The 13,968-nt window shown below is 69.6% G+C and carries 17 protein-coding genes and 1 pseudogene; 14 read left to right on the plus strand and 4 right to left on the minus strand.

Translation table 11 applies throughout. The annotated features are described in order from the left end of the window. Nucleotides 1-38: 38 nt before the first annotated feature. Together A5764_RS20815 and A5764_RS20820 are read right to left on the minus strand one after the other, a co-directional pair. Nucleotides 39-347, minus strand: coding sequence for a MoaD/ThiS family protein (locus A5764_RS20815; RefSeq protein ID WP_197501650.1), 309 nt, complete (start codon nt 345-347; stop codon nt 39-41). Further along, complete coding sequence (locus A5764_RS20820; protein ID WP_067116696.1) at nt 340-1,455, minus strand: hypothetical protein; 1,116 nt, start codon at nt 1,453-1,455, stop codon at nt 340-342. The genes A5764_RS20815 and A5764_RS20820 overlap by 8 nt, the downstream gene beginning before the upstream one ends. Before the next feature lie 82 nt (nt 1,456-1,537). Here A5764_RS20820 and A5764_RS20825 point away from each other — a divergent pair, with 82 nt between their 5' ends. The 5 genes from A5764_RS20825 to trmD all read left to right on the plus strand — a co-directional run bounded on the left by A5764_RS20825 (nt 1,538) and on the right by trmD (nt 4,187). Then, nucleotides 1,538-1,969 carry a nuclear transport factor 2 family protein gene (locus A5764_RS20825; RefSeq protein WP_067116481.1) on the plus strand — a complete coding sequence of 144 codons (432 nt, stop codon included), beginning with the start codon at nt 1,538-1,540 and terminating at the stop codon, nt 1,967-1,969. Between the two features lie 235 nt (nt 1,970-2,204). Continuing rightward, on the plus strand, nt 2,205-2,720 hold the full coding sequence (rpsP, locus tag A5764_RS20830; protein WP_067116484.1) for a 30S ribosomal protein S16: 516 nt from the start codon (nt 2,205-2,207) through the stop codon (nt 2,718-2,720). Between the two features lie 5 nt (nt 2,721-2,725). Further along, entirely contained in the window at nt 2,726-2,968 is a 243-nt protein-coding gene (locus tag A5764_RS20835) for an RNA-binding protein (protein ID WP_056548932.1), read from the plus strand. Between the two features lie 17 nt (nt 2,969-2,985). After that, complete coding sequence (rimM, locus tag A5764_RS20840) at nt 2,986-3,504, plus strand: ribosome maturation factor RimM (protein WP_067116487.1); 519 nt, start codon at nt 2,986-2,988, stop codon at nt 3,502-3,504. Beyond that, complete coding sequence (gene trmD / locus A5764_RS20845; protein WP_067116490.1) at nt 3,501-4,187, plus strand: tRNA (guanosine(37)-N1)-methyltransferase TrmD; 687 nt, start codon at nt 3,501-3,503, stop codon at nt 4,185-4,187. Before rimM ends, trmD begins: the two co-directional genes overlap by 4 nt. 33 nt (nt 4,188-4,220) lie before the next feature. Here the strand turns inward: trmD and A5764_RS20850 are convergent, their stop codons facing one another. Next, nucleotides 4,221-5,174, minus strand: a complete 954-nt coding sequence (locus A5764_RS20850; RefSeq protein WP_067116493.1) for a hypothetical protein — start codon at nt 5,172-5,174, stop codon at nt 4,221-4,223. 345 nt (nt 5,175-5,519) lie between these two features. On the opposite strand from A5764_RS20850, the gene rplS reads away from it, so the two are divergent. The 4 genes and pseudogenes from rplS (at nt 5,520) to A5764_RS20870 (ending at nt 8,009) form a co-directional block, all read left to right on the plus strand. After that, a complete protein-coding gene (gene rplS / locus A5764_RS20855; RefSeq protein WP_067116496.1) occupies nt 5,520-5,861 on the plus strand; it encodes a 50S ribosomal protein L19 in 342 nt (113 codons plus the stop codon). Nucleotides 5,862-6,026: 165 nt separating this feature from the next. Next, nucleotides 6,027-6,926, plus strand: a complete 900-nt coding sequence (gene lepB / locus A5764_RS20860; RefSeq protein ID WP_067116498.1) for a signal peptidase I — start codon at nt 6,027-6,029, stop codon at nt 6,924-6,926. Between the two features lie 2 nt (nt 6,927-6,928). Further along, a pseudogene (locus A5764_RS20865) lies at nt 6,929-7,688 on the plus strand (ribonuclease HII). Nucleotides 7,689-7,703: 15 nt separating this feature from the next. Beyond that, on the plus strand, nt 7,704-8,009 hold the full coding sequence (locus tag A5764_RS20870) for a DUF2469 domain-containing protein (RefSeq protein WP_067116504.1): 306 nt from the start codon (nt 7,704-7,706) through the stop codon (nt 8,007-8,009). A gap of 18 nt (nt 8,010-8,027) precedes the next feature. On the opposite strand, the gene A5764_RS20875 is transcribed toward A5764_RS20870, so the two are convergent. Then, entirely contained in the window at nt 8,028-8,798 is a 771-nt protein-coding gene (locus A5764_RS20875) for a GAF and ANTAR domain-containing protein (RefSeq protein ID WP_067116507.1), read from the minus strand. Between the two features lie 203 nt (nt 8,799-9,001). Here A5764_RS20875 and A5764_RS20880 point away from each other — a divergent pair, with 203 nt between their 5' ends. The 5 genes from A5764_RS20880 to dprA all read left to right on the plus strand — a co-directional run bounded on the left by A5764_RS20880 (nt 9,002) and on the right by dprA (nt 13,967). Further along, the gene (locus tag A5764_RS20880) at nt 9,002-9,982 is read left to right on the plus strand and encodes an NAD-dependent epimerase/dehydratase family protein (RefSeq protein WP_067116509.1); all 981 of its coding nucleotides are present in this window, start codon (nt 9,002-9,004) and stop codon (nt 9,980-9,982) included. Nucleotides 9,983-10,011: 29 nt separating this feature from the next. Next, the gene (fdhD, locus tag A5764_RS20885) at nt 10,012-10,833 is read left to right on the plus strand and encodes a formate dehydrogenase accessory sulfurtransferase FdhD (protein WP_067116699.1); all 822 of its coding nucleotides are present in this window, start codon (nt 10,012-10,014) and stop codon (nt 10,831-10,833) included. Between the two features lie 106 nt (nt 10,834-10,939). Continuing rightward, entirely contained in the window at nt 10,940-11,326 is a 387-nt protein-coding gene (locus tag A5764_RS20890) for a YraN family protein (protein WP_067116701.1), read from the plus strand. Beyond that, complete coding sequence (locus tag A5764_RS20895) at nt 11,326-12,837, plus strand: YifB family Mg chelatase-like AAA ATPase (RefSeq protein WP_067116512.1); 1,512 nt, start codon at nt 11,326-11,328, stop codon at nt 12,835-12,837. Before A5764_RS20890 ends, A5764_RS20895 begins: the two co-directional genes overlap by 1 nt. Beyond that, nucleotides 12,834-13,967: a DNA-processing protein DprA gene (gene dprA, locus A5764_RS20900; protein ID WP_067116515.1), complete on the plus strand. Its 1,134-nt coding sequence runs from the start codon at nt 12,834-12,836 to the stop codon at nt 13,965-13,967. Before A5764_RS20895 ends, dprA begins: the two co-directional genes overlap by 4 nt. The last annotated feature ends 1 nt before the right edge of the window (nt 13,968 follow it).

Raw genomic sequence — 13,968 nt, forward strand, 5'->3', positions numbered from 1 at the left:
CGCCCGCAGCGCTACCGATCCCAACTTCGGGCCACCGGTCAGCCGCCGGCCATCGCCCCGACGACCAGCAACGGCTCGAGGCCCATGGCCACGGCGTCGGGCAGCGGGTCGTCCGGCGCGTCGTGGGACAGGTCCTGCTCGCAGGCGAACAAGCGGACGAACGCGCGCCGCCGACCCGTCGAACGGTCCCGGATGGTGCCGCACAGCACGGGATAGCGGCGCTCCAGCGCGTCGAAGACGGCCCGCTGCGTGACGGGCGTGCCGACCGGAACCGTCACCGCGCCGTCGACGTGGGCGAGGTTTCGCAGGTGATACGGCAGCAGCACGCGCACCGCGGCGTCACTCAAGGGTCTGCGCCTCGATCGAGAGCACGGCCGGAAGGTCGCGCACGATGGGCGCCCACGTTTCCCCGGCGTCCGCGGAGCCATACACCTGGCCACCCGTGGTGCCGAAGTACACGCCGCAGGAGTCCAGCGCGTCGACCGCCATCGCGTCGCGCAGCACGTTGACGTAGCAGTGGCTCTGCGGCAGGCCCTCGGTCAGCGCCTCCCACTCGTCCCCGCCCGTCCTGCTGCGGTACACGCGCAGCCGGCCGTCGGGCGGATAGTGCAGCGAATCGCTGGTGATCGGGACGACGTACGCGGTGTCGGGCTCGTGGGCGTGCACCGCGATCGGGAATCCGAAGTCGGTGGGCAGGTTGCCGCTGACCTCGCGCCAGGACTCGCCGGCGTCGTCGCTGCGCATCACGTCCCAGTGCTTCTGCATGAACAGCACCTGCGGCCGGGAGGGATGCATCGCGATGCGATGCACGCAGTGGCCGACCTCGGCGTCGGGGTCGGGGATGCCGTCGGAATGCAGGCCCCGGTTGATCGGCCGCCAAGTGGTGCCGCCGTCGTCGCTGCGGAACGCGCCGGCCGCCGAGATCGCCGTGAACATGCGCAGCGGGTCTTTCGGGTCCAGGACGATCGTGTGCAGGCACATCCCGCCGGCGCCGGGCTGCCAGGACGGCGCCGACGCGTGGCTCCGCAAGGCGGGCAGCTCCTGCCAGCTGTGGGCGCCGTCGGTGGTGCGGAACAGGCCGGCGTCTTCGACGCCCGCATACACCGTGTCCGGATCGGTGGGCGACGGCTCGAGGTGCCAGACACGGGCGAACTCCCAGGGATGCGGGGTGCCGTCGTACCACTGGTGGGTGCCGGGCGTCCCGTCGTAGCGGAACTCGTTGCCCATCGGCCGCCACGTCGCGCCGCCGTCGTCGGAACGCTGGATGAGCTGCCCGAACCAACTGGTCGACTGCGACGCGTACAGCCGGTCGGGGTCGGCCGGCGAGCCGGCCATGTGGTAGATCTCCCACCCCGCGAAGTAGGGCCCGCAGACCCGCCAGTCCTGCCTGGTGCCGTCGGCCGTGAGCACGAACGCGCCTTTGCGCGTGCCCACCAGCAACCGAACCCCGGTCATGCGCGCTCCCTTCCGCGGATGCTTTGCGTCATGACGGGATAGACCGACCCGGCCGACGAAACTCATCGTGTTGAATCGACGCATGTTGAGCCTGGAGGAAATCTCGGACCGATTGGAGATCCAGCAGCTGCTGGTGGACTACTCCACCGCCATCGACAACCGCCGATTCGACGACCTGGACAAGGTGTTCACCGAGGACGCGTACATCGACTACACGGCGCTAGGCGGGATCGAAGGCCGCTATCCGGAGGTCAAGAAGTGGTTGTCGGAGGTGCTGCCCGGCTTCCCGGTCTACGCCCACATGCTCGGCAACTTCTCGGTGCGCATCGACGGCGACTCCGCGTCCTCGCGGGTCATCTGCTTCAACCCGATGGTGCTGCCCGGCGGCTCACCCAGTAACAAAGACCAAGTGCTTTTTTGCGGCCTGTGGTACGACGACGAATTCGTGCGCACCCCCCAGGGCTGGCGGATGACGCGGCGCGTCGAGACGAAGGTCTTCCAGAAGGTGATGTGAGGCGGTGCGGATAGATAGCGGCGACCCGCGGCGCCCGGCTCCACCGCGCTTGCGATCGCCGCAATTTCCGCCGATGAGCCTGGCTCTGGCACAATGGGCGGCTGTCCGCCGAGCGACCCACCCGTGATTCGGGTGCTCGTTCGCCCGGTCACACACGCGAGGCAAAACCGGACCCGGGCAACCCGCCCGGATCGCTGAATTGCAGCGTGACACCCGCAGGAGAAATCGCTTAACCATGGCTGTCAAGATCAAGCTCACCCGGCTTGGCAAGATCCGCAATCCCCAGTACCGCATCGCCGTCGCCGACGCTCGTAACCGGCGCGACGGCCGCTCGATCGAGGTCATCGGCCGGTACCACCCGAAGGAAGAGCCGAGCCTCATCGAGATCAACTCCGAGCGCGCTCAGTACTGGCTTTCGGTGGGGGCTCAGCCCACCGAGCCCGTCCTCAAGCTGCTGAAGATCACCGGCGACTGGCAGAAGTTCAAGGGCCTGCCCGGCGCCGAGGGCAGCCTGAAGGTCGCCGCGCCGAAGCCCTCCAAGCTGGAGCTGTTCAACGCCGCGCTGGCCGAGGCCGACGGCGCGCCCACCACCGAGGCGGCCAAGCCGAAGAAGAAGGCTTCAACTTCAGGGGCCAAGAAGGCCGCCAAGGCCGAAGAGGCCGGTGCCGAAGCCGCCACCGAAGCGACTGAAACCACCGACGCCGCACCGGCGGCGGGTGGCGAGCAGTCCGAGCCGGCGACCGAGGGCTGACCGACATGAGCACGGTCGTCGTCGACGCTGTCGAGCATCTGGTCCGCGGGATCGTCGACAACCCCGACGATGTCCGGGTGGACCTCGTCACCAACCGGCGCGGGCGGACCGTGGAGGTGCACGTCCATCCCGACGACCTGGGCAAGGTGATCGGTCGCGGGGGACGCACCGCGACCGCGTTGCGCACACTGGTCGCCGGGATCGGCGGCCGCGGCATCCGCGTCGACGTGGTGGACACCGACCAATAGCTGATCATGGGGCTCCCTTGGAGTTGACCGTCGGGCGCGTGGTCAAAGCGCACGGCATCAGCGGCGAGGTGGTGGTGGAAATCCGCACCGACGATCCCGCCGCCCGGTTCGCGCCCGGTAACACGTTGCGCACCAAGAACTTTCGCACCGGCGCTGAAGGCAGCTACGTCGTCGCCGATGCGCGCGAGCACGGTGGGCGGCTGCTGCTGCGACTGGCCGGGGTCGACGACAGAGACAGCGCCGAGGCGCTGCGGGGCAGTGTGTTCGTCGTCGACTCCGACGACCTGCCGCCCATCGACGAGCCGGACACCTACTACGACCACCAGCTCGAGGGCCTGCAGGTCCGGACAACGGCGGGGCAGGACGTCGGCGTCGTTGCCGAGGTGCTGCACACCGCGGCCGGCGAGTTGCTGGCCGTGCGAAGCGATTCCGGCGAGGTGTTGGTGCCGTTCGTCAGCGCGATCGTCACCTCGGTGTCGCTGGACGACCGGCTGGTCGAGATCGACCCGCCGGACGGCCTGCTGGATTTGGCATGAGAATCGACGTCGTCACGATCTTCCCGTCCTATCTGGATCCCCTGCGGCAATCCTTGCCCGGCAAGGCGATTGCGTCGGGCCTGGTCGATTTGCAGGTGCACGACCTGCGCCGGTGGACCTACGACGTGCACCACTCGGTGGACGACGCGCCCTACGGCGGCGGCCCCGGGATGGTGATGAAGGCGCCGGTCTGGGGTGAGGCGCTGGACGAAATCTGTTCCGGCGAAACCCTTTTGGTTATTCCCACCCCGGCCGGGGCGCTGTTCACGCAGGCGACCGCGCAGCGCTGGACCGGCGAGCAGCACCTGGTGTTCGCGTGCGGCCGCTACGAGGGCATCGACCAGCGGGTCATCGACGACGCCGCGCGGCGGATGCGGGTCGAGGAGGTCTCGATCGGCGACTACGTGTTGCCGGGCGGCGAGTCGGCGGCCGTGGTGATGATCGAGGCCGTGCTGCGGCTGCTCGACGGCGTTCTCGGCAATCCCGCGTCGCATCGCGACGATTCCCACTCGCCGGCGCTGGACCGGCTGCTGGAGGGGCCCAGCTACACCCGGCCGCCGAGCTGGCGCGGGCTCGACGTCCCCGACGTCCTGCTGTCGGGTGATCACGCGCGAATCGCCGCCTGGCGCCGCGAGGTCTCGCTGCAGCGCACCCGCGAACGCCGCCCCGATCTGCTGGACTAATGCCCCGTCTGCTCGCGCAGGAACCGGCCCAGCTCAGATGCGGCCGTTGGGAAATATCGTCTTGACGGCCTGGGTGATGGTCTGCCGCGCGGTCGCGTCGTCGGTGGTCTGCAGCGACTGCACCACCATGACGTAGCGGTGGTCGGCGCCGATCACGCCGGTCGACAGGTGCATCCAGTCGGCGCCGATGCAGCACATCCAGCCCTGCTTGACCGCCACCGGTTCGGCGAACAGGCCCTCGGGAATGCCGAACCGCTGCGGGTAGCCGTCGACGCCGGTCGGGGTGGACTGGGCCAGGTCGTTGACGATGGACAGCGCCCGCTCCGCCGACAGCCCGCCCGACCCGTCGAGCAGCTCGTCGTAGTAGCGGATCAGATCGGTCAGCGTGCTGGTGGTGTTCCACCAGCGCCCGTCGCTGGGCGGGGTGGTCGACGACAGCCCGTAGCGGGTCGCGACCTGGGTGATGATGGCGCCGCCACCGCCCTGATCCCAGAACTTCTCGGCCGCCCCGTCGTCGGACGACTGCAGCATGGCATCGAAGGCCTGGCGGTCCTCGGCAGACAGGGTGGTCTTGCCCCCGGCTTGGTGCAGCAGCAGGTCGTCGGCGATGAAGAGCTTGGCCACCGAGGCGGTGCCGATGATCTGGGTGTTGCCGTTGGAGACCAGCTCGTGGGTCTTGCGATCGAGCACGGCCACCGAGAGCGCGGCCCCGCCGGCGGCGGCTTCGTCGATCGCCTGCTGGATCCGTGCCGGTAGGCCGCCGATCGGGCCCGACAGTGCCTGCGGCGGCGCGGGTGCCTTGACGGCGTCGAGCAGCAGCTGGACCGTCTCCTGTTGCGCCGGCAGCAGGCGCGCGGGCGTGTTGCGTACCGGCTTGCTGGATTCCTTCGCCTGGAGCTGCGGCTCGATCAGTGCCTCGTCGCACCCGGCCAGCACCAGCGTGACCACCGCCATGGCGGCGAGCATGGTAAGCGGGCGGGCGCGCATTCCTCGATCTCCTCCGACGCCGAACGTGCATGTGGGCGGGCCGCATCGCCAGCTGCCCGGGCACCCGAGTTTTCCGGGCCCGACCAGCGCGTTTTGACCCGAGTCATGTGTACCATCCACCAGCGCTTTCGGCGCGCTCCGAACCGCGACGTTTACATGTGATTTTCAAAGCACCCGGGCCGTCTGGCACAATTGGTCAGTTGTCTCCAACGTGTCAGCGGGCCGGGCAGCTTCCCGCCTGCTGCGAGATACGCGCTAGAAGCCCGAAACCCATCGGCTTGACCACGTCCCACGCCTGCGTGTGGGCAGCTGCCGCAAGCCGCGACCGCAAGGAAGTTCTTAGAAATGAACCGGCTGGACTTCGTCGACCAGGCGTCGCTGCGCGACGACATCCCGGCCTTCAACCCGGGTGACACCATCAACGTGCACGTCAAGGTCATCGAGGGCGCCAAGGAGCGTATCCAGGTGTTCAAGGGCGTGGTGATCCGCCGTCAGGGCGGAGGCATCCGCGAGACGTTCACCGTGCGCAAGGAGAGCTATGGCGTCGGCGTCGAGCGGACCTTCCCGGTGCACTCGCCGAACATCGACCGCATCGAGGTGGTGACTCGTGGCGACGTCCGGCGCGCCAAGCTGTACTACCTGCGTGAACTGCGCGGCAAGAAGGCCAAGATCAAGGAAAAGCGCTGACCCGGTGCGCGTAGGTCTGATCGCCCGACTCCTTGTTCGCGCCGCATCGGCGCTCGGCGTCGTCGGGCTAGGTCTGATCGCCCGACTCCTTGTTCGCGCCGCATCGGCGCACGCCGTCGGGCTAGGTCTGCCAAAGCCACATACCGTGCTGGCTACGCTGATCTCGTGACCGACAACCCGGACTCACCTGAGCCCCCGTCCGACGCTGGCCAGTCAGAGCCGAAGGTTTCCACCCGCGACCCCAGGGACACCGGGGTGCCCGCCGACGGGCTGCAGCCCCCAGAAACGGTCGAGCCCCCCGTGCCGCCCGAAGCGGTCGAGCCGGAGCCCAAGAAGAAGTCGACGCTGCGCGAGCTCGCGATCTTGGCGCTCATCGCGGTGGTGCTCTATTACGTGATGCTCACGTTCGTCGCCCGCCCCTACCTGATCCCCTCGGAATCCATGGAGCCCACGCTGCACGGGTGCGCCGGCTGCGTCGGCGACCGGATCATGGTGGACAAGATCACCTACCGCTTCGGCTCACCGCATCCCGGCGACGTGATCGTCTTCAAGGGACCCCCCTCGTGGAACCTCGGGTACAAGTCCATCCGCTCGAACAACACCGCGCTGCGCTGGATGCAGAACGGTCTGTCGTTCATCGGTTTCGTGCCACCCGACGAGAACGACCTGGTCAAGCGCGTGATCGCGGTCGGGGGACAGACCGTGCAGTGCCGGGCCGACACCGGGCTGACGGTCAACGGCAAGCCGCTCAAGGAGCCCTACCTGGACCCGGCCACCATGATGGCCGACCCGTCGGTGTACCCGTGCCTGGGCAGCGAGTTCGGGCCGGTTACCGTGCCCGCCGGCCGGCTGTGGGTGATGGGCGACAACCGGACGCACTCCGCGGACTCGCGGGCCCACTGCACCAGCGTCCCGGCCGAGGCGCTCAAGGGGATCCTGTGCACCGGCGACCCGATGTCGGGGACGGTGCCGGTATCCAATGTCATCGGTAAGGCGAGGTTCATCGTCTGGCCGCCCTCGCGGTGGGGTGGCGTGGGCTCGGTGAACCCCCAGCAGAGCCAGTAGCCATGGCCACGACGTGGCCGCCGCGGACGGTGATCCGCAAGGCTGGGGGGTTGCGCACCCTGGAGTCGGCGCTGTACCGCAGCGGCCTGGGCCCGGTGGCCGGTGTGGACGAAGTGGGCCGCGGCGCCTGCGCGGGCCCGCTGGTGGTGGCGGCCTGCGTCCTGGGACCTGGCCGATTCGAAAGCCTTGCGGCCCTTGATGATTCGAAAAAGCTCACCGAGAAGGTGCGGGAGAAGCTGTTCCCCTTGATCCGGCGCTATGCCCTGGCCTACCACGTGCTGTTCATCCCGTCCGAAGAGGTCGACCGGCGCGGGGTGCACGTGGCCAACATCGAAGGCATGCGCCGCGCGGTGGCCGGGCTGTCGGTGCGCCCGGGTTATGTGCTGAGCGATGGCTTCCGCGTGCCCGGCCTGCCGATGCCGTCGCTGCCCGTGATCGGGGGAGATGCGGTTGCCGCCTGCATCGCGGCGGCCAGCGTGCTCGCGAAGGTCAGCCGCGACCGGCTGATGGTCGCGATGGACGCCGAGCACCCCGGCTACGGCTTCGCCGAACACAAGGGCTACAGCACGCCGGCGCACTCGACCGCGCTGACCCGGCTGGGGCCCTCGCCCGCACACCGCTATTCGTTCATCAACGTGCGGCGGGTGGCTACCGGCGCGGGCGCGCGGCTGGTGGCCGAATGCAAACCGGACCCTCCGGCCGAGCGTTCCGGATACCCGTGAGGAAAGATGGGACCAGGTTCTAGGGGAGAAGGACGTCTGAGCAGATGAGTGGCAGATGAGTGCAGAAGATCTCGAAAAGTACGAAACCGAGATGGAGCTCTCGCTGTACCGCGAATACAAGGACATCGTCGGCCAGTTCAGCTACGTCGTGGAAACCGAGCGGCGCTTCTATCTGGCCAACAGCGTGGAGATGATGCCGCGCAACGCCGACGGCGAGGTCTACTTCGAGCTGCGGCTGTCCGACGCCTGGGTGTGGGACATGTACCGGCCGGCGCGGTTCGTCAAGCACGTGCGGGTGGTCACCTTCAAGGACGTCAACATCGAAGAAGTCGAAAAGCCCGAGCTGCGGCTGCCGGAATAACCCGGACGGGTCGGAGCCCTAGGTGGCCGCCAGCGGCTGGTCGTCGTCATTGGCGGGCAGTTGCCCGCGGTTTTCGATGACGGCCCGCGCCACGTCGGCCAGTTTGATGTTCAGGGCCTGGGAGTGTCGCCGCAGCAGGTCGAACGCGTGGTCTTCGCCCATGTCGTGCAGCAGCATCAGCATGCCGACCGCCTTGCCGATCTCGCGGTTGCTGAGCAGCCCGCGCCGCAGGCTCGCCGCGTCCTCGCCCTTCGCGACAGCGTTGATGGCCACGCTGGCAAACGAAGCCAGCACCGCGGCCCGCCCGGCCGACTCGGCGTCGAACATGTTCGACGTGTCGCTGAAGAGGTTGAGCGCGGCCCCCTTTCGCTTGTCGACCAGGAGGCGGAAGCCCATGGCCCCGCGTACCGGTGTCTCCTCAACGAGGATGGACGCCAACTTCGGCCACAGCGACGGCGTGGTCAGGTCCGTGTCGATCTGGGGGGTCTCCTCCTCGATCGCGTCGATGCACGGGCCGTCGCCGGCGCGCCGCTCCAGCTCGTCGATTTGCTGTGCCAGCCGGTCGCTGGCGCCGACGGTGATGTAACGGTCGTTTTCGCGCACCATCAGGCTGGCGTGGTCACAGCCCCGCACGGTCAGGGTCGCCGCGACGCAGATCGCCGCATACATTTGTTTGGCGTCCGACCCCTGGTAGATGATCTCGGCCAGGGCGGCGAAGACGGTGGCCGGGTCGGCCGTCTCACCGCCGGGTATCGAACCGCCGGCGTCGGCGATCGATTCGTCTGCCATGTGGTGCCCCATTTCTGCGGTGTCGATAGTTAGACCCGCGTGCAATCGCCGTAGATTATCGGTCGCCACCACTGGACGTATACGGTATCTCCTCCTTATTTGCCGAAAGATTCCCGACGGCATGGACCACCACGGATCAAGCGGTACCGCGGGACTTCTGCGATCGTTGTTTCCGACGGGGGGCGGGAGGGAAGGACATCGAGGTGGGACTGACCGTGGCGGTGACCGGGCCAACCGGAGAGATCGGCATCTCCGCGGTGACGGCACTGGAGGGCGAACCGACGGTCGACAGCATCATCGGGATGGCCCGCCGGCCGTTCGACCCGTCTTCACGCGGCTGGGTGAAGACCCGTTACCAGGAGGGCGACATCCTGGACCGCGAGGCCGTCGACGCCTTGGTGGCCCAGGCCGACGTGGTGATCCACTTGGCGTTCATCATCATGGGCTCGCGCGAGGAGAGCTCGCGCATCAACCTGCAGGGCACACGAAACGTGTTCGAGGCCACCGTCGCCGCCGAGCGGCCGCGGCGCCTGGTGTACACCTCGTCGGTGGCGGCGTACGGCTACCACGCCGACAATCCCGTGCCGCTCACCGAGGACGTGCCGACGCGGGGTTCCGCCGAGCATTACTACTCCGCGCAGAAGGCGGAGTGCGAGGCGCTGCTCGCCGAGATCACCAAGGATTCATCGCTCGAGGTGTTCGTCCTGCGGCCCTGCATCGTCGCCGGGCCCAAGGCAACCGCCTTGGCCGACGCGATGCCGTGGAACCAGCTGCCCGGGCCGCTGCGCGCGGTCGCCAAGGTGGCGCCGGTGTTGAAGCCGGTGGTGCCGGACCCCGGTTTCCCGCTGCAACTGGTCCATCACGACGACGTCGCCGAGGCGGTCGCGCTGGCCGCGACGGCACCCGCCCCGCCGGGCGCCTACAACATCGCCGGCGACGGGCTGGTCACGGTTTCGGAGGTGGCCAGGGCGCTGGGTGGCCGGCCGGTACGGGTTCCGGCCGTGGCCGCCTCCGCGGCGTCGGCGGCGATCTCGAAGGTGCCGTTCGTTCCGTCGATGCTCGAATGGCTGCACGTCGCGCGGACGTCGGTGGTGATGGACACCAGCAAGGCGCGCAACCAACTCGGCTGGCGACCGGTCCACTCCTCGGCGGACACCCTGGCGGCGCTGGCTCAGGCGGTGTGACGGGCGCCAACGAAGGTAGTTTGGCCTGCGTGGGTCATGTCACGGCGCGCCGGAGCGCACACCATCTCAGCGCGGACCGCGCGGTCACGCGGCCCGAGACCCTGGCCGTCGAGGAGCCGCTCGAGATCAGAGTCAACGGGGCGCCGGTCACGGTCACCATGCGCACGCCCGGCTCGGATATCGAACTGGCGCAGGGCTTTTTGCTCACCGAGGGGGTGATCGGAGCCCGCGAGGACGTGCTGACCATTCGCTACTGCGGCGGCCGCGGCGACGACGACGCAAACAGCTACAACGTCCTCGACGTGACCCTGGCCCCCGGCGTCGACCCGCCCGGCCTCGACGTCACGCGAAACTTCTACACCACCTCGTCGTGCGGGGTCTGCGGCAAGGCATCGCTCGAAGCGGTCCGGCTGATCAGCCGCTTCTCGCCCGGTTCGGATCCGGCGAGCGTCGCCGCGGCCACGCTCAAGGCGATGCCGGCCCAGCTGCGCGCCGCGCAAAAGGTGTTCGACACCACCGGCGGGCTGCACGCCGCGGCGTTGTTCGGCGTCGACGGGACGATGCTCGTGGTGCGCGAGGACATCGGCCGGCACAACGCCGTCGACAAGGTCATCGGTTGGGCGCTGGAACGCGAGCGGGTGCCGCTGCGCGCTTCGGTGCTGCTGGTCAGCGGGCGGGCGTCATTCGAGTTGACGCAGAAGGCGGTGATGGCCGGGATCCCCGTGCTCGCGGCGGTGTCCGCGCCGTCGTCGCTGGCCGTGTCGCTGGCCGAGGACTCCGGGATGACGCTGGTGGCGTTCCTGCGGCAGGACTCGATGAACGTCTACACCAGGGCCGACCGCATCACCTGATCCCGGTTGTGGACGAACCCCCGTCTGGGGATAACCGCTTGTTTCGGCCGCCCTTCGGCCTCGACGACGCAGCGCCGTGTCGGGGTTGCCGGGCACGGTTGCCGGCATGACGACCCAAACGACGATGACCCGGGTCCAGCTGGGGGCGATGGGCGAGGCACTCGCCGTTGATTACCTGACGCGGATGGGATTGCGGATCCTGGGCCGCAATTGGCGGTGCCGCTACGGCGAACTGGACGTGATCGCCTGCGACGAGGCCACCGGCACGGTGGTGTTCGTCGAGGTGAAGACGCGCACCGGCGACGGTTATGGCGGTCTGGCGCACGCGGTGACGCCACGCAAGGTCCAGCGGCTGCGCCGGCTGGCCGGGCTGTGGCTCGCGGGGCAGGACCGGCGTTGGGCGGCGTTGCGGCTCGACGTGATCGGCGTGCGCGTGCGGCCTAAAAATTCGGGCCGCACCCCGGAGCTCACTCACCTGCAGGGGATCGGCTGATGGCGCTGGGGCGTGCCTTCTCGGTCGCGGTGTGCGGGCTGGACGGCCAGATCGTCGAGATCGAGGCCGACATCAGCTCCGGCCTGCCGGGCGTGCACCTGGTCGGCCTGCCCGACGCAGCCCTGCAGGAGTCTCGCGACCGGGTGCGGGCGGCGGTCACCAACTGCCGCAACGACTGGCCGATGTCCCGGCTGACGCTCGCCCTGTCGCCGGCGACGCTGCCGAAGGTGGGGTCCGTCTACGACATCGCCCTGGCGGCGGCCGTGCTGTCGGCGCAGCGAAAGCACCCGTGGGAGCGCCTGGAGAAGACGGTGCTGCTGGGGGAGCTGTCGCTGGACGGACGGGTGCGGCCGGTACGTGGAGTGCTGCCCGCCGTGCTGGCCGCCAAGCGGGAGGGCTGGCCGGCCGTCGTCGTCCCCGTCGACAACCTGGCCGAGGCCGGCCTGGTCGACGGGATCGACGTCTGGGGCGTGCGCACGCTACGTCAGCTGCAGGCCTGGCTCGGCGGCGCGGGCGGCCTGGAACCCAGGATCAGCGCGCGCGCCCCCGAGCCCGAGCCGGCGGCCGATCTGGCCGACGTGGTCGGGCAGTCGCAGGCGCGGTTCGCGGTGGAGGTAGCCGCCGCCGGGGCGCATCACCTGATGCTGACCGGTCCGCCCGGGGTGGGCAAAACGATGCTGGCCCAACGCCTTCCGGGCCTGCTGCCGCCGCTGACGGACGATGAATCGCTGGCGGTGACCGCGATCCACTCGGTGGCCGGGCTGCTGACGGCCGATACCCCGTTGATCACCAGGCCGCCGTTTGTGGCGCCACACCATAGTTCCAGCGTCGCGGCGCTGGTCGGCGGCGGCTCTGGGATGGCCCGTCCGGGCGCCGTCAGCCGCGCCCATCGCGGCGTGCTGTTCCTCGACGAATGCGCCGAGATCAGCGTTCGCGCGCTGGAGGCGTTACGAACTCCGTTGGAGGACGGGGAAATTCGGCTGGCCCGCCGCGACGGGGTGGCCACCTACCCGGCCCGCTTCCAGCTGGTGCTGGCGGCCAACCCGTGCCCGTGCGCGCCGGGCAACCCGCGCGACTGCGTCTGTGCGGCGGCGGTCAAGCGGCGCTACCTGGGCAAGCTGTCGGGGCCCTTGATGGACCGGGTGGACCTGCGGGTGCAGATGAACCCGGTGCGTGCGGGCGCGATCTCGGTCACCGCCGGCGAATCGACGGCGCAGGTCCGCCGACGGGTGGCCGCGGCGCGCGACGCGGCCGCCGAGCGCTGGCGGCCATACGGGGTTCGCACCAACGCCGAGGTCAGCGGCACGCTGCTGCGGCGTAAGTTTCGTCCCGGCGACGCCGCGATGGACCCGCTGCGTAAAGCGCTGGACAACGGGTTGCTCAGCATCCGCGGCCTGGACCGCACGCTACGGGTCGCGTGGAGCCTGGCCGACCTGGCCGGCCGGGTGGCGCCGGGCCCCGGCGAGGTCGCCGCCGCGTTGAGCTTCCGGCAGCCGGGAGCGCAGCGATGACGCCGGCGGATCCCGTGGCGCTGGCGTGGGCATACCTGTCCCGGGTGGCCGAACCACCGTGCGCGGAGCTGTCAGACCTGGTGGCTCGGGTCGGGCCGGTGGAGGCGGCCGACCGGGTCCGGCGCGGCGCAGTTGACGACACCGTGGCGCGGCACACCGAAGCAAGGCGTGGAATAGACAGGGCCGCAGCCGATCTCGAGCTGCTCGCGCATAGCGGCGGCCGATTGATCACCCCCGACGGCGACGAGTGGCCGCTGCTTGCTTTCACCGCGTTCGCCGGAGCCGAGGTCAAGGCTCGCGGGGGGCCTCCGATGGTGTTGTGGGCGCAGGGTCCTCAACGCCTCGACGACGTGGCACGGCGCGCGGCGGCCGTGGTGGGAACGCGGGCTTCCACGGTGTACGGCGAGCAGGTGGCCACCGACTTGGCGACCGGTCTGGTCGAGCGCGAGGTCGCGGTGGTCTCCGGCGGCGCCTACGGAATCGACGGCGCGGCGCACCGAGCCGCGCTGGAATGCGACGGCATCACGGTGGCCGTCCTCGCGGGCGGGATCGACATTCCTTATCCGGCCGGCCATGCCACATTGCTGCACCGCATCGGCAGGCATGGGCTGTTGTTCAGCGAATACCCGCCCGGGGTGCGCCCGGCCCGGCACCGCTTCTTGACCCGCAACCGCCTGGTGGCCGCCGTCGCGGGGGCCGCCGTGGTGGTGGAGGCGGGGCTACGCAGCGGCGCGGCCAACACCGCCGCCTGGGCGCGGGCCCTGGGGCGGGTGGTGGCCGCCGTGCCCGGACCGGTGATGTCGTCGGCGTCGGCAGGGTGTCACGCGCTGCTGCGCAATGGCGCCGAGCTCGTCACGCGCGCCGACGACATCGTCGAATTGGTCGGCCGCATCGGCGAATTCGCGCCCGAACAACCGCGGCCGACCACCGAGCTGGACGGGTTGAGCGACGCCGAGCGCCGGGTATACGAGGCGCTGCCGGGGCGCGGCGCCGCCACGGTCGACGAGATCGCGATCTCATCGGCATTGCCGCCCGAACACGTCCTCGGGCCGCTGGCGATGCTGGAGCTGGCCGGGTTGGCGAGGCGCGACGACGGGCGGTGGCGCATCGTCCGCGCCGGTGCCCGATGAG

The organism is Mycobacterium sp. 852002-51057_SCH5723018 (genome assembly GCF_001667035.1).
Classification (GTDB): Bacteria; Actinomycetota; Actinomycetes; order Mycobacteriales; family Mycobacteriaceae; genus Mycobacterium.

Coding starts and splice junctions, on each gene's coding strand:
- A5764_RS20875 (WP_067116507.1), bottom strand. CDS start 8,798: ATGGCAGACGAATCGATCGCCGACGCCGGCGGTTCGATACCCGGCGGT.
- A5764_RS20895 (WP_067116512.1), top strand. CDS start 11,326: ATGGCGCTGGGGCGTGCCTTCTCGGTCGCGGTGTGCGGGCTGGACGGC.
- A5764_RS20870 (WP_067116504.1), top strand. CDS start 7,704: ATGAGTGCAGAAGATCTCGAAAAGTACGAAACCGAGATGGAGCTCTCG.
- A5764_RS20835 (WP_056548932.1), top strand. CDS start 2,726: ATGAGCACGGTCGTCGTCGACGCTGTCGAGCATCTGGTCCGCGGGATC.
- rpsP (WP_067116484.1), top strand. CDS start 2,205: ATGGCTGTCAAGATCAAGCTCACCCGGCTTGGCAAGATCCGCAATCCC.
- A5764_RS20850 (WP_067116493.1), bottom strand. CDS start 5,174: ATGCGCGCCCGCCCGCTTACCATGCTCGCCGCCATGGCGGTGGTCACG.
- A5764_RS20890 (WP_067116701.1), top strand. CDS start 10,940: ATGACGACCCAAACGACGATGACCCGGGTCCAGCTGGGGGCGATGGGC.
- A5764_RS20825 (WP_067116481.1), top strand. CDS start 1,538: ATGTTGAGCCTGGAGGAAATCTCGGACCGATTGGAGATCCAGCAGCTG.
- A5764_RS20820 (WP_067116696.1), bottom strand. CDS start 1,455: ATGACCGGGGTTCGGTTGCTGGTGGGCACGCGCAAAGGCGCGTTCGTG.
- trmD (WP_067116490.1), top strand. CDS start 3,501: ATGAGAATCGACGTCGTCACGATCTTCCCGTCCTATCTGGATCCCCTG.
- dprA (WP_067116515.1), top strand. CDS start 12,834: ATGACGCCGGCGGATCCCGTGGCGCTGGCGTGGGCATACCTGTCCCGG.
- rplS (WP_067116496.1), top strand. CDS start 5,520: ATGAACCGGCTGGACTTCGTCGACCAGGCGTCGCTGCGCGACGACATC.